The 25,242-nt window shown below is 53.7% G+C and carries 1 protein-coding gene; it reads right to left on the bottom strand.

The window, feature by feature from the left end; translation table 11 throughout:
• Positions 1-312 precede the first annotated feature (312 nt).
• Positions 313-25,242: a hypothetical protein gene (locus Pla22_RS13725; RefSeq protein WP_146515115.1), complete on the bottom strand. Its 24,930-nt coding sequence runs from the start codon at positions 25,240-25,242 to the stop codon at positions 313-315.

Raw genomic sequence — 25,242 nt, 5'->3', positions numbered from 1 at the left:
AACTCTGGAAACGAACCAGCGACAACGTGTTTCCTGAATTCACTTGGCTTCACTAGTCCAACCTTCGCTATGTCTATTTCGTTGATCGAACTTTCAGTCTACCAAGTTTGCGATGTCTTCCCAGAACGCCGCAATCGCACCTGAGGTAGCTCGTCAATTCATCGCCAGCTTGAACGCGATCTCAACCGGCATCGCTAACCGTAGCGCCAGCCCCTCGTAGTCGACTGCACGCTAAACGTTCTGTTCGGCAAATCGCGAGCGACTGGTTCTGATGATGAACTCATTGTCGTTGCATCCAACGGTCGTCACGAATCAGAACCGCGTCGTTACATCGAGGTCTCGCGCGTTGGCCCGCACCTTGTCGCTGAACTCGCTGAAGAACCAATCTATCCCCTTGTCACCATCGGAATCGTCATCGGCTCCGTCGGAGGTAATCGAAGATGATAGGTCTGAAATTAGGTCGGTCATTCGATCTGCTACGGTGGTTCCCGTGTCGGCCCAGCGACTCAGCAGTGAATCGGCATCGTCCCAGTCGAAACGGTCGGTAATCAAAAGGTCTTCACCACGTCCACCGTCCAACCGATCGGCACCTAGCCCACCAACGAGAATGTCCTCGCCGCTTTCGCCAAACACACGGTCGTCACCAGCACCGCCATCGAGGTAGTCGTTTCCGGTACCGCCACGAAGCTTGTCATTTCCAGCACCGCCATAAAGTCTTACTGGAATTGCAAGTTGACGATCCGACGTCAGGTCGTCGTCTCCCTCACCACCGAACACCTGAATTTGACTGATGTTGTCGTACACCACGTGCACCCATTCACCGTCACCGGACTGCTGGCGAACTTCGACTGAATCCGGCTTGAAGCGAACATCGTTCAGGCGAATGTCGTCTTTCAACGACGTGCCTCCGACAACCAGGATAAACTTCCCGGGGTCGGCTGGATCCTCGAGCGTTCTGTTGTCCAAGACTTCGATCGTTAAGCTGGCAGTTCCTTGGCCGTTCGCGTCATCACTTCCGATCGCGGTTGCGGTGAACGTACCCGATTGGCTCGGCGTGAACGTAAATGCCGAACCATTTCCCAACGCGATCAACGTACCAGCACCATTTCGAATCTCCCACTGCATGCGTTCGGTCGCGCCAGTCGGCAATGTGTCAATCGCGGCCGTCAACGTGATAGGTTGCCCGGTAACCGCTTGGATAGAACCCGACAACACGGTCGAAGCAGTGGTGGAAGCAGAAATCGAAACCGATCGCTCTTCCGGCGGAGTCAACGGAGTCGAATCGTCATCGTCTCCGGATGATCCCGGCACGACGTCCCAACCCAGTGGCGATTCTGCGCCCACCGCGGCATCAAGCAGAAGTTGCTTGGTGGTGGGATTGATCGTTGTGAACTCGTAAACACCTAACGCGTCACTGACGTCTAGTCGCGGGTAGTTTCCACCGTCGGCACGCACGCTATTGTTGCCGGCTCCGCCCTGCAAAATGTCGTCGCCATTGCCACCCAAAAGCGTATCATCTCCATTGCGTCCGTCGAGCTCGTCATTGCCCATTGCCCCTTGCAACAGGTCATTCCCCTCTCCGCCGTCGATCACGTCGTTGTCGAGGTTCAGATCGACACGAGAAAGCGAGGGGTTATCAATGAATTCTCGCATCGCGTCTTCCAGATAGCCGACTTGGTAAGACGTGCGCCGCAAGGTCACCTGCTGGGCCGGATCGTTGATCATGATGGGTGTGACGATTGCCACGTTGTCACCGAACAACGTGTCATTGCCATCTTCACCCGCAATCTGATCTTCGCCGATTTGCCATCTGCCTGCGATCGAGTCGTGACGTGCTTCCGGTGAAAGCGAATCAGTAGTCGACGCAGCATGCGTTCTTCTTCCTAGATGGCTATCGAACGACACGGGAACGCGACTTCGAGCGGCCTCGGAAATCTGATCAACCAGAGCCTCCACATGGATGTCCAAATCTCGCAGCTCTTGGTCCGTCGTCGGCGCGTTCTGTACTAACGGAGTCGCGATCACAGCGAAATCACCAACCACGACATCATCATTGTCGCCTCCGGCAATATCGTCGTTGTCAATTTCGCGATTGAGCGACGGAACGAAAGCGATACGATCCAGAGGAGTTCGCGAGGCAAGCTCTTCGCCAATTTTCAAGAAACGGGCTTCACGTCGATCGGCAAGTTCGGTCGCGTCCGCCGACGCTGCTGCACGCAACTGAGATTCCAACGCATCCACCTCTTCGGCAGTCAGCTCAGCTACCACTTTGGTCTGCGGCAGATCAGTGACGGTCCCGGTTACCAATGGCGCCACGATCACGGCATCGCCACCCACAAGTGTGTCTTGCCCCAATCCGTCTCGCAGCACATCGTTCCCAACGATCAACGTGTGGTGCTGCACGTATTCGACAGCGTTACCACTGATGGCCGGAAGTGTGGGGCGAGTTGCCTGAGCATCAGCCAACAATCGATCGATGACGCCCAGGTACGCGGTTGTGACCAAATGAGACCCATCGTCAGCCAGCGTTCTTAGATCGGCAAGGAACTGCTGCAGGTAGACGGCGTTTTCAGTGGTCGTTCCAGCACCGGGTGTCGTTCGAGCGTCAGGCAATTGATAGATTGCATTGTCGCCAACCAACATGTCGTCGTCATCGCCACCTTCAAGGGTGTCGTTGCCGACATTGATGGTGACTTCCCCATTAGTCAGGCCATCGATCTCGTAGTGGACGACACTTTGGTCAAGGGCCAAGCCCTCGAGTGCATGCATGACTCCAGCGACGGCTGCGGCGGCCGCTTCAGTCGCTTCGTCGATCGGCGTGAGCCCAGTCGCAAGTTTGCTGCTGACAAGCATCTTGTCACCAAACAGTAGATCAGCTCCCGCATCGCCGTAAATTTGATCATTGCCATCAAGATCGCCCGCATGCCCGATAAAGTGAGGAGTCATTGAAATGGCGGGCGAAATCCGCAGGTCGTCGCCAGTCTCGATCGCATCTTGATTGGCGATACTCGATAGCACCGAGTTAACGGTGGTCACTCGATCCCAACGAGGTCGCTCGGCAACGAGGTCACCCGGCTCCGCTACAAACTCGGGCACGATGACATGACCTTCCTGGGGTATGCTCAGCTCGATACCTGACATAGCGCTGGCACCAGAGTCGACACCAACGATACGGATTGCATTGAGCATCTGAGGAAAGTCGGTTTCCATCGGTGCACTATTGATTCCGTGATCACCAATCAGCGTGTCGTCACCGTTGCCACCGTGAATCGAATCATCGCCGCGTTGGCCAAGAACAATATCGTTTCCTTCGCCACCATCGACGATGTCGTCATCGGGGTCGACGAGATCGATCAACAACGCAACCGTTTGCCATTGACCGCTCGCATCGTCGATGGCCTTTTGCCCCGAAGGCAGTTGAATGCTCGACAGGATGATTCGATCGGCCGCTAACAATCGAGCGGCAAGATCAGCCGGCGGATTGGCCAATCCGGTGGGATCCATTGGAATGATGTCGATCACTCGTCCAATATCCTCGGTCACAAGATCGCGATGCCACTTGCCGTTTGAGTTCAACTGAGGCGTATCGTCAGAGTTAACATCTCGCAAGATTTGTCCAACATCGGCCAAGATCATATCATCACCAGCGTCTCCAAAAATCGTGTCGCTGCCGGTGCCTCCCACAATTTCATCGTCGTCATCGCCGCCGTGGATCTCGTCATTTCCCTGACCGCCAAACGCAACGTCGTCACCAGCATCACCGTAAATGAAGTCATCGCCACCGCCATCGCCCACACCAATATGAAGAGGAACGAAAGGCTGTTGCGTCGGTAATCGTGAATCGAACTTGCCGTGGTCACCAAGAATCACGTCCCGATCGTTTCCTCCGTGAAGGATATCGCCCGCGGTGCCACCAAAGATGATGTCTTCGCCGTCATTGCCGAAGATTGTGTCCACGTCACCGCGATTCGGGTCCGTCGTGGTAATCAAGTCAAGTGTGCCTCGGATGTGACTGATGATATCCCCACGTCCGCCAAAGCCGAGTGATGACACGATCACAGGGTTGTTGGGCTGCGAACTGCTGTCTCGATACTGGATTCGTCCATGATCGCCCACGACGATATCGCCGCTGATCCCCGCATCAATAGTGTCGCTGCCAAGTCCACCGAAAATCACCAAGGGCAAGGTGGATGTAGTCGCGTCAATCATGTCATCGTCGGTTTCACCGACGGCTAGGTCGCTGACCGGTGTCGGAGTTCTTGATCCGCCGGCAACGTGCAAAACCAAAACATCATCTTCACCACTTTGCAAGTCAACGACAATCTCGTCGTCGCCTAATCCTGTGTTCAGCAGAGTTGTCGTTTGGTCGAGCCCATTGCCGAGGAAACGTGCATGAGTGCCATCGACAGTAACGTTGTCGCCACCCGACCCCGTCCAATATGAAACACCTTGATAGAGATCACCCGTTGGATCGACGGCGTAGCTGATTCCGCCAAAGTTCAATCCCGTTACCCAAATCTCAGCTCCATCGGCGGCACTGGTCATGTTCCCTAAAGCCGATGGCTCGACGTCGGTGATGACAACATCCGTATCCCCGACCACGGCTGCTTCATCGCTAATCATTAAACCGTGACTTCCGGTTCCGAAGTCGAAGTTCAGGTCGCCGTTGATATCGTCAACGTTACCGGTGAGGAAATCAAAGGCGTCTGCCAGACCTTCAGTTTGAAAGATCGTTTGATTGTCTAAGTCCGCATCGGAAGAAACGAAAACGTGCTCGGTGAGCTGACCGGTCGTGCTGTTGTCGCCTAGGGAGATGTTGGTGGTCGTCCGCGCGGTAAGGTCTAGCTTGTAACTGCCACGACTGACCCCTTGGACGCTCACGATGTCACTACCACTGCCGAGTTGAAGGTCGATGTTCTCAATCCCGTAGTAATTGATACCTTCCATCCGAGTGACGACACGGGCTTGGCCGGCGCCACCATCGAGCCCTAATCCGGTTTCATCGACGACGACGTAGGAGACGCCTGATCCAGCATTGATCTGCCGCGTCTTTCCTTGGAAGCCGATCAAGTAAGTACGATCGATCTTCAAAACAGTGAAATCAGTTTTGAAGTTTTCCGCAACCTTGCTCAGGTCGACCGCTCCCGTCAACTCAAAAGCCAACGCGCTTTGAAGAGCTTGACGCACCACCTCAGCCGTCGCGTCGAACGCAATGGGTTCGGTAGTGAACGGGCGAGTCAAACTTGGAACCTGCAACGTCAGCGTGAATGTACCGCTGTCGGCATTGACGGTTAGAACTTGCAGGTCGTCGCGAGCGGAATCCGATCCATTGACATCCGTAGACACGTCGACAGTACCGTCCGTCGAGTTTGCTACCATCAACGCATTCCAATCGGTTGACGATAATTCCCCAGCGAATTCAATCGTGAACTCACCAACGTTTGTCTCGGTAACCACCATGTCGCCAGCAGCAATCCCGTCGAGGGTTTCCAATGCAAGCTGAATGTCACCAGCGTCGGCGTCGAAAGGAAGATCGCTAGTCACGTTGGCCGCAACGCCAAACGCAAGCGTGTAGGTACCCGAGGTCGCTGCGGAAATGACAAGTCGCTGAGTCTCATTGGTTGCTTCGGCAGTCACACCCTCATTGCGAGTTGCAACTTCAATGCTGCCCAGGATCGCCTCACTCGTTCCACCGGGCACGTCTTCTTCTCGAACAAGGCTGTTGTCGTCAACGACCAGTGCATCAACGTTAGTATTGGTCAAGGTTCCACGGAAACGTATGACGTACACATCGTCAGCGCGATCGACACGAACGTTGCCCGCACCAATGCTGTCGAGTCCTTCGAGAGCACCCTGCAGCGTTTGAGCATCTACGTTGTAGTTCAAATCCGAGGTCGCCGTGCCTCCTTGATGCGACAAACGGAACGTTCCGCTCGTGGCGTCAATTCGCAACGTTTGTATCTCGTTGACGCTGAACATCCCGACGCCCGTTAGCGATGTGCTTGTTAACAACGCGTTTCGGTCGGCTGTGTCCGCCGTGTTATCAATGACCAACCGGTCGATGGGACCTTCCGACGTCAAGTTGACCGAGTTGGCGGCAAGAAGCTGAACATCCTGGGCACCGCGATCATTAACGAATCGCACTCGATAGTTCGGGCCGGCTTTGGTGACTTCAACGTTTACGGCGCTACCGATGTCATCGAGTAAACCAAGTTCCGTTGCGACATCCGCAGCGCTGGCGTCGTAGGCGATCGGGGTCGTCGTAGTGATCTTACCGAGGTTGTGTAAGTTGGAACCATCCACTCGCAGATCCCCCGCCCCCGAGTTTGCCGAGCCAGTGAATGTGATCAGGAAGGTCGATCCAAACGGCCCGGCTCCAACCGTGACGCTGGCGCCTAGGTGAGTTCCCTCAAGTAACGTTGTCAGTTCGCTTTGTATCGCCGCAGCAATATTAACATCGTCCCCCAGCGTGTACGAGATCGCGGAACTCGTCCGGACAATTCCACCGTCGTCATAAGTCAAGGAAAAATCGCCGCCGCGAGCATTTACGATGAGCTCTTGAACTTCATTCGCACCACGACCGCCTTCGGTGAGCGTGTCGATCAGCGCGGTTTGGCTAACGTAGGTTAGCGTGTAAGTTCCACCGGTAGCGTTGACGGTAAACTGCTGTTGCTCGTCAACCGAATCGACATAGGCGGCCGCGTCCGCTTTGGAACCTTTCCCTAGAGTCACCACCTGCACCTCAGGCATGTCGCCCGTGATCGTGAGCAAACCTCCGATGCCATTGAGCAAACCGGCATTGGTCACCTCGATTGAGTCCGCATCGGGCCCTGCATTGATGTACGTATGCCCCGAGACACCTCGAATTTCAAAGGTGTCTTCGCCACGCCCTGCGTTAATCGTGGTTGCACCGCGGTGAGTGTTTTCAATCGTAACTAGATTGTCGCCAGTGCCGAGGTTGACGATCAACTCTTCAAGTGAACCGTAGCGAATTCCGCCGGACTGAGTTTCACCGCCGATCACTTGATCGCCCGCCATGCCTAGCCCGGTCAATTGATCGGACGTGACGCGGAAGTCCCCGGCCGGCAACGGAGTCGATACCACGCTGTCGGTATCGTTGACGTAAAGGATGTCCGTTTCTTCGTTCTCGTCGACCAGCAAATTTTCGTTCGTTGGTTCGATCGTGTAGGTGCTTGCACTGGTCGGAATATCGCCAGTCAGCCCGCCCTGCCACGGTCGTCCCACGGTCAGTTGATAGAGTCCACCACCAAGATCAGTACCCCCAGTAATGACTCTCAGTTTGTTCTTCGCATCGCCCGATGTGATCTCGATCGTTAGCGTGCTCAAGTCCGACGGCGACGAGATTGTCTTGTCGAACTTGCTTTCCAAAGCTTCCAGAACAGTCCGCTTCAGCGGCGTCGAATCTTGGATGATCCTGAGCTGTGGGATGTCTTGATTTACCGGCGAGGTGTAGTTGATCGTAAATACACGAACGTTGCCAGTACTGCTTTCTGACACGTCAACCGTTGTTGCACCACCTTGAATTGCTTCGATCGCGGTCGCCAAATCGGCGGTCGAAACGTCATGGGGTATCGGTGCCGATGATGAAACGCCGTCGATGGAAAGATGGAAGAAACCACTGCTTGCGTCCAAAAGCAACGTTTGCATTTCGTTCAACTGCAAGTTCGTTGCGTCAACGGACAATGAGCTCGGTGTGCTTGCAAATTCAATGTCGTATGTTCCGGCCGAGCCGGTGACTTCGACGACGCTTCCCGGCACGACAGCATTGATCGCGTCCTTGATATGGATCGCTATGCTGGTGTCGGCGGGATCGTAAGCAATGGATGTGATCGCCGCACCGTTGACACTAAGGTCAAACGTTCCCGCATTTCCGTAGAGCGTTAATCGGCGACCGGTACCAGTTCCTGATACCGTTCCTCCGGTGCGAGTGAGATCGACATTGATGAATTCAAGTTCTTCGACATCCTTGCCTGCGGGACTGATATAGGTGATGAAGTACGTCGCTCCGCTACCTTCGACTTCAACTTCGATGCCCGTCAGTAGATTCAACTGAGCCTCGATTTGATCAGCAGTCGTCGTACTAAGTGCGTCAACGTCAAAAACGATATCGGAAGTCGTTTGAGTAACCCCGCCTTCGCTGGTGCTGAGCTGGAATCGACCACTGACGGCATCGATCACCAATACCTGGACTTCGTTGATGAGCGAGCCCGCTTGTTCGCCGGGACCACCAACCGTGTTGGTCGCGACATTGCCGACACCTTCGTCTCCTCCATCGGTGGCGGTTGCGATCTCTGCGATTCCATCGACTTGTTCACCGACATTGATGTTGATCGTGAATGAGTCCGCCCCGACGACTTGGCCGATTGCTGGTTTGTTGTTGGTTTCCGATGCTAACATGACAGGCTCGCGTTCTAGATCGTCGCTTCGGTCGGAACTGAGCCCGCCCGTAATTACGAGTGGACCTTCGATCGAATTGGCTTGATTGAACTGCGTAGCGAATGACTTGGAATCTCCTCCATCAACAAAGTCGTCGTACTTGGCTCGAACTTCGACTGTTTGTGGTGAAAACCAATCACCCGACGTGAAGGTCAAGCTGCTGGTCACACCAAACGGCCCGCCATCGCCCGATAGTTCGACTTGTTCCGTGAAGCTGCGAATACCGAAAACACCCGCACCACGTTGTGTCCGTGTAGGGTCGGCAACCAAGTTCACGGTGACCGTTTCACCCGATGCTGGCGCTTTGGTGAGAACGATTTGATAGTCGTCTTGAGTGAAGCTTTCGGGAGGGGACTGTATGAGTCGCGACTCGTTGATGTGCAACAGTTCGACCGGATCGGTTGCCCCGGTGAATCGGATAGTGATCGAAGGCGTTTCGCCCGGTTGCGGACTCCCAAACGGCACTGCGGTAATACCGGCAGCCACGACACTTGGTAGGGAGTTGACCGCGTCTACGATGTCATCGGACAACTGGCTAAGATCGTTGGGGTCAAACGTGATGTCGCTGCTGACGTCACCGTCCCAAGATACAGTGAACACTCCACTCGCGTTAAAGGTGAGTTCCTGAACATTGTACTCTTCCAGGCTCGATGGTCCATTCGTCCAGCTCAGCGTGTAGCTACCGATCCCCGAGTCCGCGGCGCCTGATTCGAGTACATAGATACCCGACGATGTTGGCGTGAATATAATCTGAGCGTTGAGATCGTCACCCTGATCGTCGTCTGTAGCGATCAGTTCACCATCGCTACCTAGCAAGCGAAGCAGAGGGTCACGCATCGTACCGTCGTCGGTATCGTCACCCTTCAAATCAAACGTGTACTCAAGGCCGGCTTCTAATCGCAATTTGATTTGCTGCTGTTCGCCTTCGGTTACGATCTCATCACGGACTTGCCCGACCGAAGACGTCAAGGTGTAGGTTCCGTTGCCGGCGTCGGCGTACGCCGCGGCTTCCAAAATGTAGACGCCCGTGGCACTCGGAGTGAACTGAAGCAGCGAGTTAAAATCGAGCCCACCATCATCGTCGTCGGCAACACCGGCACCTGTTTCGTCGTAGAGCCGCAACTGGGTGTCTTGCAGCGTTCCTTCACCAGTCGAAGTTCCTCGCATCGAGAACTGGTATGTTTGGCCGGCCACCAAGGATACGGTATAGCGATCGCGATCGACGGATGAAGTGTTGTCGATTCTTCCTTCGACATAGCCCGAGGTTCCAAGTGATGCGACGGTAACTCCGCCGCCACCGCTTCCCGATTCAATCACATTGGTCGTGCCACCTGAAGGCAAGACCAGCACACCTGCTACTTCGTCATCCGCAACATCAACGATCACTGAAGACGTAGCGTTGGCATAGTTTGCCCCTGCGGTTAGCGTGAAGGTTGATTTCTGAGGTCCTTCGACGTAGTTGTCTTGGCGTCCGATCACGTAGACGGTTTGAACATCGTTCCAGGTTCCGTTGGCAAACGTTAGGTTCGTTGCCTTGACGTATCCGCCCGCTCCGTCTTCCACTGCAAACTCGAGCTGACCGTTCAAGCTGGTCGGATCGAGCACCACCTCAGGCTGGTTACCCGGGGCGTTGTAGGTGACCGTGAATACCGACCCCGCGCGAGTCACCGTGGTCCCGACCAATGCGGTCTGGATTGATGCCGCTACCGCATCCAGATCAAACAAGTCGTAGTTGATAGGACTGCTGCCGTTCACCGTGAATGTGCCGTCCATGGCTTCAAGTCCGATGATTTGAACCTCTTGAGTCGCCAAGTCACCTTCGACTTCAGTACGCACCGAGGCAATTGCACTGTTCAAGTCGACTGTCACATCGGTTCCCGGATCTTGAGCCAGAGAAACGGTTACCGCGTCGATCAGGCCCAAGGTCGTGTCGCCGTCCCCCGAGAAGCCATGGATTTCCGCAGCTTCCACGGCGAAGGTTCCTCCATCGCTTTCGCGCACATCGAGTGCAGGCCCGTCATCGCCAATGATCTGCACCAGGACAACTGGCAAGACCACGCCGGAGTAACGCAGGATCTCGATCCGGCTGGAATTATCCAACGCAGTGCCCCAAGGATTCGCGACCTCGATTTCAGTTGAGCTGTTCCCGATGATCAACTGGCTCTGCCCAATGCCGGTACCAGCGATGATTTTGATCGTCGCCCCCCGAAGAGCATTGTTGCCTTGGTCGGTGATAAACGTCGGCAGGCCACCAAATACATTTAGGAATCGTGACCCTTCTTCGACATCGTCTTCAACGAAAAGCCCCGAAATAGTGTCACCCATTCCCTGTGATCCGTTCTCTACGGATACATCATGGGTGATGAATCCGGGGGCCACTCCGGTGATATCGTTAGCAACAAGGCTTGAGGATTCAAACTCAACACTCAGCTCGGGGACGTTAGTGGCTGCGGGATCACTAAACGTAATCGTAAAGCTCGACGTTCCATCAAGCTCACGATTTTCGATCGCATAAATATCACCAGACGCCCAAACATTGTCCGTTCCACCACTGAGCGGTCCGGTGGTCAACTGACCGCCGGCCACCGATATCACCTTCGTTGACGATCCATCGGAAACGTTGAAGATAATATCGCCTGCTTCAATGCCGTCGACGATAAAGTCGGCTGTGCTGTCAACCAGTTCGGTTGCCGTGCTGCCCGCTGAAACGGTTCCATTGACTTCCGGGCCCACATTAACCGTGATTCCCGTTAGGCGATTGAGCTCTTCTTGGATTCGCGCCGCTACAATCGCTCGCGAATCGGCGTCGTAGTGAATGTCGGCAGTTGTTTGCCCGCCGGGCGTTCCATCGTCGAACTTAAGCCGGAACGTTCCTTGAGTGGCATCGACAGTAAGTACCTGGACTTCGTCAATTCCTGGCTCACCCTCAGTAATCGTTGACACCGCAGCGGTTCCCCGTTCGTCGGCTTCAAACACAATTTCTTGAGGAATGTGCCAATCGTTTTCGGTGAACGTCAACGTAGCGCCATCGGGATCAACGGCGTCCTGTCCGTTAACACGCTTGAATCGCAACCCTCGAGGAGCGATGGCTTTCACGATTACGAACGCACCATTTTCTGGTTTGCGAGTTAGCGCGATGAAGTAGTTGTCGGTGTCGTTCTGGCCTTGGGACACCACCGACGATCCATCGGAAACGATAATTCGAATCGCTGGCTCATCGTCGTCGGCAACGTTGGCAGAGATGCCTTCCACTTTGACGCCGGCATAGTCGCTATCGGTACTTTCGACCAAATGCGAAACCAAACCGCTGTGTCCGAGCAAGTCGTTGCTGATGATATCAGGAGTTGGCCCGTTGACGTTGAAGGTATCGCTTCCGAGTCCGCCAGTCACATGAGTGATCAGATTGGCCCCGGTACCAAGAATGAAGAATCGATCGTCCCCTTCCGCACCATCGACTTCAACTGACTCAACACGCACGAACGTGATATTGAGGCCGGCCCCGAAGATGCCATTTTCAGTGACGACAAAGTCATCGCCAAATTCAGTTCCCACCACAATGATCGTATCGAAACCGTCGCCGCCATCGATGTTGACCGGTGCATTGATCGCGTACTGAATCAAGTCAGCGCCAGCACCACCACTGACATCAGTGCGATCGCGAAGGTCTTCTTGGGATCCCACAAGTGCGAACGCTCGAATTAGAAAAGTGTCGTTGTCAGCATTCCCAAACAATTGCAACGGCGCTAGGTTGTGATAGACAAGGAATTCATCGTCCCCGATACCACCAAGGATGGTTAGTGGACTGCTGTTGCCATTAGAAAGGTAACCTCGCGTGGTTTCGATCGTCGCAAAGACATCCGCGTTAGGAATGCCAGCCGCGTTGGTTCGTTGGGACTTATAGAGCTGTCCCACCTGGAAAAAGTCATTGCCTTCGCCACCATAGATTTTGATGTCGGCGCGAGTGTCGTCCACAGCCACGCGGTCATCACCATCACGGCCGAAGATTTCGAGCGAGTCTAGTCCAGAGTTATAATTAACTCGCTCGACATCCAAAGGTTCATCGCTCGGGCGCATTGCGTCGGCGGCTACCGTTGGCTTGATCATCGAAACCGATGCTAGTCCTCCATCGGCGACCGCTGCACGTAACAGAAAGAGGTCTTCTTGGCTCGTCCCGACAATCCGTCCAACGTCGGTACCATCAGATGGTCGACCTGAATCAAACAAATTGAGCAACGAATTTGTTTCGCCGCCAAACATGTACACAAAGTAGTCATCACCGCCCCCTTGGCCATCGATAGACAACAAATCGTTGACGCCATTGATGGTTGCTCGATCTGGACGCGGGCCAACGATATCGTCAATCACCACGTCCGCCGCGTTGATGTCGATATTGACGTTTATCGAGTCGGCACCATCACCACCATGCACGAACGTAGCGGCGTCAATGGATTGAATATTGATGGTGTCGGCGTTGTCGTCACCGTCAATTAATAGCGATGTTTCAACGGCAATCAGACGAGGCAAGTCGCCTAGGTCTTTCTTGAACGTGACGGTAAAGCTGTTCCCCGAGTGCGTAACGCTATCGACAAAGCCTGAACCGACTAAACGCAATCCTTCGATCGCGGTTCGGATCGCTTTGCTCGCTTCTGTCACCGCTTCGACCTCGGCTTCCGCCAAGGTTGCGAACTTAGGGTCACCAAGATCATGCAACTCTCGTGATCGACGATCAAGGTCGAAGAACGGAAGCACCGCCGAATCTTCGGCACCGAGGACTGTCTCGGTGCCATCGGTATCGACGAACTGAAGCGTGTAATAGCCCGCGGTTGCGGCAAACGACAACGTCACCGTCTCTTCGACGCTGTTTTTAACTCCGTCGGTGTTGGTGATGTGGATTCGCTTGCTGGCGAGATCATCAATGGTTACAGCGGCAGATGTAAGCGAATACTTCGGCCCGCTGGTAGTCCAACTCACTATGTAGGTTAGCTTGTCATTGACCTGTGACTTTTCTACCGCGACATCGCCGGTGCCGATCTGTTTTAATGTTTCCTTCAGGTTGTCTGCTTCAATGTCATGGTAGATCAGATCCGAAGTCTGACCGTTGTATTCAAGTTGGAAGAAGCCGCCGCCCACTTCGTCGACCGTGATGGTTTGAACGGATGAAGTAGCCCCGACGCCAACGACCGTCTGAACAATCGAGATGTCAGATGGAACAACGGTTTCAAGCGTGCTCGCTAGATGGCCCGTACCAGTAACATCGATTGCATCGGCTCCCGATCCACCGAATACGGCCGTGGTACCACGATGTGTGCTTTCGACTTCAAATTCGTCCGTCGCTTGTCCGAGTCGGACTTCCAAATGCCAAAACGCCGAGTACTCGATTCCGACGTCCATGCCCAGTCCCGTGATCGTGCTGGCTGTTAATTTGCCAGCGGTGTCCGCGACGTTGTCGATTGAATCCGATGCATCAATGACGTACAGCACGTCGGCATCGTCAGCACCGGGAATCGCATCAGGGTCGTCGTTGAATCCGTTGATGACCAAGGGGCCTGGACCATCATCATTCTTAGCGATTCCATTGATGTCGTTCAGATTGCCGGCCGGGGGATTTACGTTGCCATCTCCCACCATCACACCGACATAGAAGGTGTCCGTTCCCGCATCGCCATGGAGCATAACTTCCATTTCGTCCGAAGTGCCCTGCACGTTCAATACGTCATCGCCAGCCTTCAGGTCCATTTGGAGCTTTTCCAGACCGCTAGGTGTATCGGCATTCGTGACGTTGTCTTCGGGCGAGTACTGGATTGCCTTACCCGCGGCATAGGTAATCTTTTGGCGGGTAAGCCCGATTTCGTCGGCCGTCGCGCTGTCTCGTCCGAAAACGAGCAACCGGTCCGAAGCACGGGTGACGTACCCCGAGTCGTGAACAAAGATGTCGCCGTGCAGATCGTCGCTGACTTGCACGAAGTATTCTTCAGATCCCTCGCCGCCATCGAGATGGACGTAATGGTTGTTTGTGCCGGTGACATTAAAGGTGTCATCGCCTCGACCACCCAAGTAGGTTTCGACCTGTTGGTTAGTAACCGTGACCATGTTGACCGAAGTGGCACCATTGCCAACGGTTATCGTTGCACCACTGTTGGTAAGCGCAAACGTCATCGAATCGCGTCCAGCAAGGCTGGTGAAATCGACGGTATCAGAAATTCGCTTTAGGGCAGCCGATTTATCATTGTCGATATCGGTTTGAGCTCGATCGGACGGCACCAGAATGAATCCGGCACCATTGTTTCGCTCATAGCCACCGATAAACATTGGCGACGAACCGGTTTGCTGGATCCGTAGCGTATTGGCGTCGACGACCTCGATGGAATGAGTACCATTGGCGTTCGACACGCCACCGACACCCGTCACCGTCACGTTATGCACCACACTGTTGATGGCAAGTCCGTGATCAGGGACGGTGATCACGATTGGTCCAACGTCAGGAACCGTCGAACCTTGCAAATCAAACGTACTGTCGTTGATTCTTGTGATGGTATAGAGAAGATTTACATTTGGCGGACCTTCCACGCCCGCAATCGTGACCTTATCGCCGGTTTGCAATCCGTGATCTGCAGCGGTTACCCGAATCACGCCGGTATCGTAACTAAGATCTTCGATGTCCATGGCATCGCTTGAGTGCTCACGCACAAAAGTGCCAGTTCCGACAACATAGGCGTATTCGTCACGCACATCATTGATGTTCAGGATGGTTCCTTCTCTGAACGTCGTGTCGGTGTCTTCGGTAATCGTATCGGCACCAAAGTTCCGACGGTCACCACTTGTCGTTCCGTAAAGATACTGATCACCACCGGATCCGCCTTCAAGGGTGTCCGCGCCTTGTCCGCCGATAAGAAAATCCTCTCCGGCTTGCCCTTGCAAAAGGTCATTGCCATGGTCGCCATACAGTGCATCGGCGCCTGGACCTCCGATGATCGTATCGTTTCCATCCCCACCAAGAATGATGTCAGCGCCAGCCCCGCCTGTAATGTGGTCTTTCCCTAAGCCACCACGAGCATCAACGGAAATTGACGCCGGCACACCACTGAAGTCGATAGAATCGTCCGCGTCGCTGCCACGGAAAACGATTGAATCAACCGGAGTCACACTGGTGTCGATTTCAGTTGTGTTGCCTTTCCCATCACTGATGATCAACGACGTACCGCTATACGAGACCGACCATCCCGTCACTCCGTCGCTGTCATCGGTATCATCGTGAATGCGTGCATAGTCAAACTCGCCGGCATTGATTCGGAGAACACGAGTCGACTTTGGTGACACAGTCGTGATGGTTCCACTGCCGCCATCGACAACGCTTCCAGGTCCCTTGGCCCCAATTACTTCACCAAGAATCGGCGCAAACGGGTTGGGTAGCCCAAGAGCCTTTCCAAAGAAATCTTGCGCAGAGAACGTGCCGCTAATGCTCGTCACGTCGATGGGAAGGTCGTCGGTACTCAGCCCGACATTGAGAATTCGACCGCGTATACCAAAACCGAAATCGGCACTGGCGAGGATATCGAACAGATAGAACAAGTTCTCGGGATTTTGAAAGTCGTTGGTCAACGCAAAGATTTCGTCGAGCCTTAATGCTCCATCCTCATTGGGATCTCGCAGGTCCAAACCCAATTCAAAGTTCGCATGCGCATTCGCGTTGACGACGAAAATATCGAATCGCGGGAAACAGGCATCACCGAAGATCCCCAGATCGATACAGAAAGGCGGGATGTGAACATCAACCGCACCACCACCGGTGAAGTTCGCGTTGAGCGATAGCTCGGGCCCCTTGATCGTTCGGACATAGAATCCGTCGAGCAAGTCAGAGTAGTCAGGCTTTAATCCCTGACTTCGTGCGTCCATGATACGGTCAAGACCGGTCGAATCATAAACAAAACTGAGGTCGACATCGGCGGTCAAACCACCATCTACGGCAAATTCAAGAATGTCGTAGTCGAAACCAACGTCGAGACCAAGTTCAAGATGAAGCTTCGGAAGATTGAAGCTGAAAATGTCAAACGTATCGCCGACAATGAGCTTGAAGATGTTCGATGGATCGAGAATATCAACTTTGAATCCGCCCTCGGTCTGCTCATTCGACGAAGTACCGTCGGCGCGGATTCCAAGTAACTGCAACAGAGCTTTGACGGCATCGTCTTGGCTGCCGGACTCGGCATAGATGTCAACCACTTCAACAGGAACCGGCAACTTCGTTTTCGGGAAGTAGAACGGGCTTTTCTTGTCGAACACCAATTCCCAACTGCCCAAGTTCACCATGATCGGGCCATCGCTAAAGTCGATGTCGTTGAACGCATCAATCAACTCGATCAGATTGCCGATCGAGTCAAGGAACAAGTTGATGGAGTCTTTGTTCCCGGTAAAATCCAACAGCGAGAAATTGTTTGAGATCCCAAGCAGGCTGGAAATCTCGCTAAGCACTGGAACCGGCTTATTGAGGAATCCTTCGGTCGCATCGACGGAAGGTCCGAGGATATCGAGCGCTGGACCAAGAATTTCTTGAATGCCGGTCAACACAGGTGCCAAAAGCGTACTCAGTAATTCCCCGGCATCCACTTGGATGTTGGCGAACTGGAAACCGTCGATCGTGTACTCCGGATCGAAGTCGCCTATTGCATCAACGCTTCCCTCGAAGTCCGCCTTAAAGTCAAACTCGACTTGGGGCAGTCCCAGACCACCGAAACCGATGAGTCCTTCCACGTAGTCAGTGATTAGGTTCGAGTTTGTCTGAACATTAAACCTGGCTTGCGCTTCGGTAGACAACACTACCGAAAGTGACTCCGTTGGATCAGAGAAAATCTCCGGCAATGACAAACGCCCATCGCCGCTGGGGTCCTTTAGATCGATCGAAAACGCAACGCCAAGGCGAGAAATGTCTAACCGACTCCATTCGACCTTTTCCAGCGTCGCCGTCGATTCCGTGCCGGTCAGCTTGATCTTGGATCCTTCCAAGGTAGCTTTCACTTCGCCGTCGGCCGATACAAATCCAGCTTCCCCCATCGCAAGATTGATCTGCTCGTTAAGCTGAAAGATAAGAGCGTCCTGACCGGTGAGAGTCGTTGTCAGTGTATGAACCGTCGGCGAATCCTTGCCATGTTCGGTTAAGTCAATCGCGGTACCACTTTCAGCGTCGGCCTTGGATTCAGCCAACTTGATACGGCTATCGGATACCTTGATAACGAAATATCGCGTGCCTTTGACCAGCGGAACCACTTCGTTCCCCGAGGCAGCAGTGTTTCCGTAATAGACCTCATCGCCGGTTTCTAAGTTGCCGGCGTCGATCTTGATCACATCGTTGTCAAGTTCGACGTCGCTTACACCGTCGAAAGTCCTCGTGCCATCTGGATCGCTTACCTCATCGAGCAACGTCGACTGACGAAGCACAACCGGTACTTCCGTGTTTGCGACCGTTAGCGTGATGATCGAATCCTGAGCAAGAACACCATCGACCGGTGCAACCCTTTCTGCCGTGATGACCCCGGCGGTTGCGAGTTGCTCTTCCGAAAACCCAAGTCCGATCGAACGCTGGTCCTCAGCTTGACCAGGCAAGAATCCGAAATCATTACCCGAGGTCGGGTTGATTGTCATGTGTACGATCTCTGGATCTCGCGAAGTAATGCGGATCCCAAAGCCCGGGTTCTCGGTGTCAATCACGCTCAAGTCCGGCGTGGCGACGAATCCGCCGGAAGTGAGGTCAAGAAGTTGTAAGTTGAGTTGTTCGATCAGACGCAATACTTTGACCGGTGATGCCAGAGCCGCTAACGTTCCGCCGCCTGCTAACCCGCTGCCAATGTTGCTGAACGTGGACGTACCTTTATCTCCATTGGCTTTTTCCCACTCGATTTCAAACGATCCCTCTAACCCGGTTTCACCGTTACCAAAGATAGTATCCGCGAGGCTGATTTGTCCGGCACTGGTGATGCGAGTCGAACTCGCGACACCGTCGCTAACTGATGCGCCCGCCAATCCCAGGTTGATGTCCGAATTGAAACCTGGAATCGTCACATCTGCGGCGAGAACAAGTTCGGCTACTTCGTCGGAAGTTGGATCGGCAATATTCTCGGTCTGGTTTGTCTTCACATAGAACAACTCTTCGTTGCTGACTCCAAACCCAAAACGAAAATCCCAAGACAGTTCGAAGGTCACGCCTTCACCGCCATCGACATTGAAGCCAAAGTTGGGAAGAATTTGGTCGAGGCCTAGGTTTGCGACTCCAAACCCGAGCTCAAAAGGCAACGCGATGGTGTAGCTTTGACCGATGTGAAAATCGAATTCAGCAAAATCGGTGCCTCCATCAATAAGAAGAATGTCGCCGAAATCTTTGACGCCGTTTCCATCGGTGATCAGGTCCTTCAACAGACCGAGTCGCGGGCCCTTCCCGTCGTCGTTACCGTCGATAACCGTGCCGTTTGCATTGCCACCGTCTTCGCTTCCCGCAAACAGGTCGAACAGGGCCTCTTGCAGAATCAGCTTGACGTTTCCTCCGTGCCTTCCTTCGCCTACCGCCGCTGCGTATTTCGATTCAAGGAAATTACGCACCTCGACGCGCATGTCGTTGAACTCATCAAGAACCGGCTGAACCGCGTCCATGATTTGGTCACCAACAAGCGGCAGGTTCTCGAGCGCAGCAAACGGCGTCTCAATTGACGTCTGCAGGGTGCCCAGTACGCGGTCTAGACCGTTGATTAGAAATTCAGGATTCGACAGCAACTCATTCAGCGGACTGTCAACACTTTCCGCTAGATCGGGAAGATCATCGGGATTGGGAATGTGAACAGGATTGCCCGACTCGTCCATCAAGTTTGACAATTGGCCGACTTCAAACACGAGCGGAGTCGGCGCTCCGGCCCCCAATCCCGAGTCAACCGATGACGTACCGTAGAGCGGAAGCTCGATGCGAGCTGCACCTTGAAGATCCACGCTGAATTCAGATATTGGATCTAGCGATTCTTGACCGTCTAGGGTGAGGGGACCAGCGAAGTCAACGATGTACTTGGCGTCTCCGGTACCGTCAGGCGATCCCGAAAAACGGATCGCTCCATCCTTAACGTACAAGTTGACGGGTCCCACACCGGCTTGAAAATCGAGATCAGTGAAGTTCGTACTGAACTCTATCTCAACAGAAGACGGATCCACCATGGAAACGACCGGTTCCACTGCCGCGTATTCGATCTCGAAACTGAGATCCACCACGGCGGTTGATTCCACCGTCATATCGAGCATGTTCAGAGCATCAGAAATGAATACCCGCTTGTCGTCAAGCGCGCTCGGCATGCCGCCATCGGCCAGCTCAGCTAGCGCGTACGCGTCGACACCAAACTTTGCCTTGCGAGCGGCATCGTGAACGATGACCAACTCGAACTCCAACACGTCTTCGTTGAACGTAAACGCGATGCCAGGATGGCTGGGATCCGGATCATCGGGAGCCGACGTGACTGCCAATAGATCGTTGATAGCACGAGTGAGCGATTGAAGGCTGGTCGCTTGAGCACTATCTGCACCTACGATCAACGACGCAAAGATATCGTCGTAGTCATTTAGCTCGTTGCCTTTGATCCCCAGGAACGGCAATGAAGCTTTTAGATAGTTTACAAAGTTATCCAAGGGATCGTCGTCAGCCGAAACCGATGCCGAGAGTACATCACTGGCATACTGAAGCGTCTCTATGACATCGCTTCCCGTCAACTTGTCAAAAATGTTCTTCGACACCGACTCGATGGCAACGTCGGCTCGCTGCGGAACCTGAACGGTCAGCAATTGATCTGGTGATACGCTCACAAACCTCAGGTCAGAACCAGACAACTCTGCTTGCACCGAAGCCGAGACACTTGCTGCACTCAAGGCATCGCGTACATCATCTAACAAGTCGCTGTTGGAAGTGTTGCTGAGTGTGGATTCTCGGGAAACAGTAATCGTGTGCGCGGCGCCCGATCCGATGGCGATCATAAAGATCGCTGTGGAACCAAGTCGTCCGTATCCGTCGGTTCCACCCGTGGTTGTCACGGGTAAGGTTTGCAGCACTTGCCTTGAACTATCGCCATTGCTGAGTCCCAATTCGTTGGTTGCGACTGCGTTAGCGGAGCTAATCGTTAACTTGTTGCCGTCCTTGTGCAGCAGGTTGATTCTGCCCTCACTCAGTTCCGCGTGAACTTGGGTGAGCCCAACGTCGACTAGGGCAGCGTTGAGGTCAGTGACCAAACCCAATTCGTTCTTGTTGTCCGCTGTTAAACCCCGACGCAACTCGATCGTTTTCGTTGTCGGACTGGTACCGCCAATCGTTACGTCGAAAGTTGCATCGGCAGTGATCGTTCCTGGGTGCTGGGTGTCGAGTGTTAGCTCATTGGACGCAACAAGTCGGTACTCGCTTGTTTGATTGTTCGATAGACCCAGTTCCGATTCAGCCGCGTCGACGACTGCGGTGATGTCGGTCATCGTAGCGGTAAACGCAATCCGATCGTCGGGTCCAGGCGAGACTTCACCTCTTACAAACGCAGGAATGTTTAGCACGAACTGCAACGACTCGCCGCCATGCGCTGTCGCGAAGTCATCAACGAGGGTTCTCAAGTCGGCGTCAGACACATAAGCGTGATCAGCAGTATCGACGATATTCAAAGCGTCGCTTAGCTGCGGCGCCGTCAAGGGTGGTGTTAAAACCTGGTTGACTGAAGCGTTGAAACCGAGCTCGGTCGCGGCTGTGTTGCCCGATTCCACCGAGATTGTTAACGATTTACCAAAGGCGGCACTCAGGACGAGGTGATTGTTCGCGTCTAAACTTGCTGCCAGCGATTCGCCAATTCCGGCGGTGGCTAAAGCATTGCTAACCGCATTCAGCAATTCCGTGGTGTCTTGCTGTTGGCCACTGACAAAACCAAGCTGCTTTGCGGCGTTTGTATCGGCAAAGGATATCGCAATGTTGGTGATCCCATCGCTAGGCTCTTTTGCTGAAAATTGCAGTCTCCCACCGTCGCTCTGGACGCTCAACGTACTGTCCAAGCCAGCAGATTCGATCGCCGATCGAACGTCCTCAACGAGATCACCAATGTTCTTGTTGCCACCGGTGTCGGTTACTGTAACTGCATGGTTGCTGGTACCGCCCGAGTCAGAGATCGCAATTTGAAAGTTCGCATCGCCATTGAGTTCATAGACCTTCGCGCCCAATCCGCTAGGCCGATTCGCTGCAGTCGTCGTCGCAATTGAACTAACCAACACTGGGATAGCATCCGATCCGTCGATGGAGACTTCAAAAGTCGCATCGGTGGTCAGTTTTCCCGAAGCGGCGGAACCAGCCAACGGGTTGTCTGCGGTAAGCGTTCCACGAGTGACGACCAGATCCGTCACCGAAACAAGATCGTCGACGGATGCATCGATGTCACTGAGTGAACTCTTCTGAGTGAAGAATCCCTGCGCGGCAGCGTCGGAAATATCGAGTTCAACGAAGTTGTATTGAGCCGTATCAGCACCCGACGCTGTCCACGTTACGGCCACACTTCCGCTCAATTGCACACCGTTTGACGCGCTCGCATCGAAGAATGACGGTGCTAGATCGTCGGCACGATCAGACTGGCCGTTGACGAAGCCGTAGACTTCAAGCAAATCACTTCCGCTTTGGGCAAACACCGCGACGTATTCATCGCTGCTTGAGCCTTGCAGTACGAAGTTAAGTTGGTAGTCGGCGATTTCGGCTCTTATCTGACTGTCGATTCCATTGTTTCCGAACGCGACGTTGATTGCGTCCGCTAGTGCCGACAGCGTTCCGTAGTGACCCGCCGCCACGGTTATTCCGTTCGTCCGCACAGTGCCGATCTGCACATCAAAATGCAAGCCGGTGGCGATCTCAGCCTTGGCCGAGGTGTTTAAAAACTTCACCCCAGCTACGTCATAGTTTCCTGTGTCCAACCCCAACTGCTTGCGAGCGACGTCGTTAACCGAATCGATCGCCAGCGACTTGCCACCCAACGAAGTGAGTTTAAGTTGCGGACGAAATTCCCCTTGCGTGCTTGACGGATCCGTGGTCAGCGTTTGGGTGAGTAGGCTCGCCGAAATATCCGAAGCCAAGGCTACGCTCAGTGTGCTATTAATCGCCGTGTTGACGTCGTCAATCAAGTCACTAAGGCTATCGTTGCTTTCATCCTTGGCCACGGTAATGACGTACGGTGTCCCATCGATGTTCAGTTCAAATAAAGCATCGCTTTCGAGTTGGCCTCCCTGCGAGATCTCACCGATCGGCGACAGTCGCGACTGACTGATCGGATTCAGATCCGAACCGTAGCGGAATTTAAGATCTACGTAGGGTGTAAGTTCGACGTCGCTGGCGGTGTTGATTTCCGATAATGCACCTAGATTCAAGTCAGCGATCAAAGGTTTGGAAACGGAAAGCAATTCTTCCGAAAGCTCTACGTCAAAAGTGAGTTTGGAACTCGCCGCGTCGAAGGACGATGTAAGGGACACGCCGTTGTTCAGGTCAGCAATGATCTTTAGAAACGTTTGAACGCTATCGAACTTTAGGCGAACGTCATCGGCACGACGTCCGGCGCCAAACCCTAACTCGGCGGCTTGATCTTCCAGACCGAGCTTGATGTCGATGGCTTTCGTGGTATCGAGACCCCACTGGTCCGACGGGATGGCTGTATCGACGAACGCGCCAAAACTGATGACGCCGGTCGTCGACGCGGTCCCAAGACCAGACGATGTGACCGCTTGCGCTCGTACATGTTGGGCAAGTTCGTTATCAGGTGTGCTGACTGCGGCAATGGCAGTGTTGATGTCTCCGATAAGCCCCGCTAACGAGTCTTGGTTGTTGTCCAAAACATGAACGACGTAGTCCTTCCCTTCATAAGTAAGCGTGAAGGTTGCGTCGCCGCTCAAGTCGAACGCAGAGACACCCGACGAAATCTGTGGCGTTCTCAGTGCCGTGATTCGACTCTGCTCACCCAGTTGATCGATCAGACTTCGATCGAGTGCCCCGCTGAAGTCGAGCAAATCACCAATCTTGGCATCAACTAAAGGTAGGCTTGCGTCGAAGTGACCACTCTTAGCTACATCGCTCAACCAGCCTGAGAAAGGCGTAAGCGGATCAATCAAGTCTTGACTCGACATTCGTGCAAACGCGAGCATTTCATCGCTTGCGAAGATAGGCGTGCCATTGGGCATGTCTCGAAAACTATCGAGCGAAGCCCCACCGATTTGGATACTGCTACTGGCCACCCCCGAATTAAAACCAGGCTGAGCCGTTGGTGTCACCGTGAGATTTACGTTCACGTTGCCTTGCGTACCGACTGACGCAAGATCCCGGATCGACGTGCCACTATTGGAATCACTAAGGCTTTGCAGCTCGCTAAGACTTAGCTTCTTTCCGTTGCTTTCATGATCCGAAATTGAAACGGTCAGCGTCGCATTGTTGATTAACGTAGCCCCACTATCAATCGTCGTTCCTAGCACTCCAACCCTTAGGTCCGTGCTATCGATCGAAACATTGTCTTGGTCTACATCGACGGTGAACTGATCATTCAAAAACTCAACATAGAACGATGTCGAATCGATTCCGAATTGAAGTTCGTAATCGGTGCTGGACTTTAGTCGGTACGTAGCGTCATCAGCGAAGTACAGCCCCTGTTGTTCCAAGTTTTCCTGACCCGCCAAATGGATTGGCAGCGAGCCTGCTGAATTAAAACTGAGGTCAACCGTCACACTCTGGGAACCATCCGATGCGATCGCCAATCTTGCGTCACCGACACTGGCGGCGATATCCGAAAGAAAATAGCTTTCCAATTGAGTGGAGGTTGCCGCCGAGCTGAACGCTGTCTGCACACCGTCCTTCAAATTTTGAAACACTTGCCCTGGATTTTCCAAATCCGTAAACATCATCGGAGTGTCTGCATCGGTTCCACCATTCCCAGCGAGCGGCAAGGCTGAGTTGAACCCTCGTAATTTGTTCAGCTCATCACCGAAGGTCGCCAACGCTGTCAATCCTTCGAGCAAGTCGCTTTGATCTGTTGAGCGAATTCCCCAGTCCTTCACGACCACGGTTTCAATGGCCGAGTCAAAGTTGATCGACTGAAGTCCGCTTACCGATACTGTCCCAGCCGAGCTAGAAACTTCGTTTCCACTTGCTTGAATCGTAAGTGCGTCATTACCGGTTCCGCCAACGATGCTTAATTGTGTTGATCCGGCGGTTACCGTGAACTGATTTCCCGAATCGTTTCCGACTAGCGTTTGGATTCCCGAGAATGTTACACCGTTGACATTGCCGGCATTGGTGCCGGCGATGGTCCAGGTTCCACTGGCTTCGGGGCCGATGAGTGTGTTGTCGCCGGAACCACCCGTGATCGAAAGAGAAGCAAGACCGACGTCCTTGATTGTGAACGAGTCCGTCCCATCAGATCCAATAACGTTAATCGCATTGATCGAACCTTTCGCAACGGTGGCGGAGTTCGCGTTGGAGTCGGAATCAGCAACCCCCACGACAGCAACCGGATTATTGCTGGAGATCACATAATCTGCACCGACAAGTTCCACCGAAAGGTCATCGTTACTGCCCGGGAGATCGCGGACCTCTAGAGTGTCGCCGACAAGCGTTACCTCCGCCGCTAGCACTCGTCGTAGCTCGAGCGACTCAAACGTGGACCGTCTTCGCGCGACTCGGGTTCGTTTTCGGGCTTGCCGTGTCCTTGAAGTTTTTCGGATGGAAGGCAGATGATATTTGCGGCGTAGTTGCTCAAGCAGTGAATCAGTCTTCAT

It is taken from the genome of Rubripirellula amarantea, from assembly GCF_007859865.1.
Taxonomy (GTDB): domain Bacteria; phylum Planctomycetota; class Planctomycetia; order Pirellulales; family Pirellulaceae; genus Rubripirellula; species Rubripirellula amarantea.
Note: the sequence above shows the minus strand (reverse complement) of the source record. Positions and strands in the feature narration are given on the sequence as shown.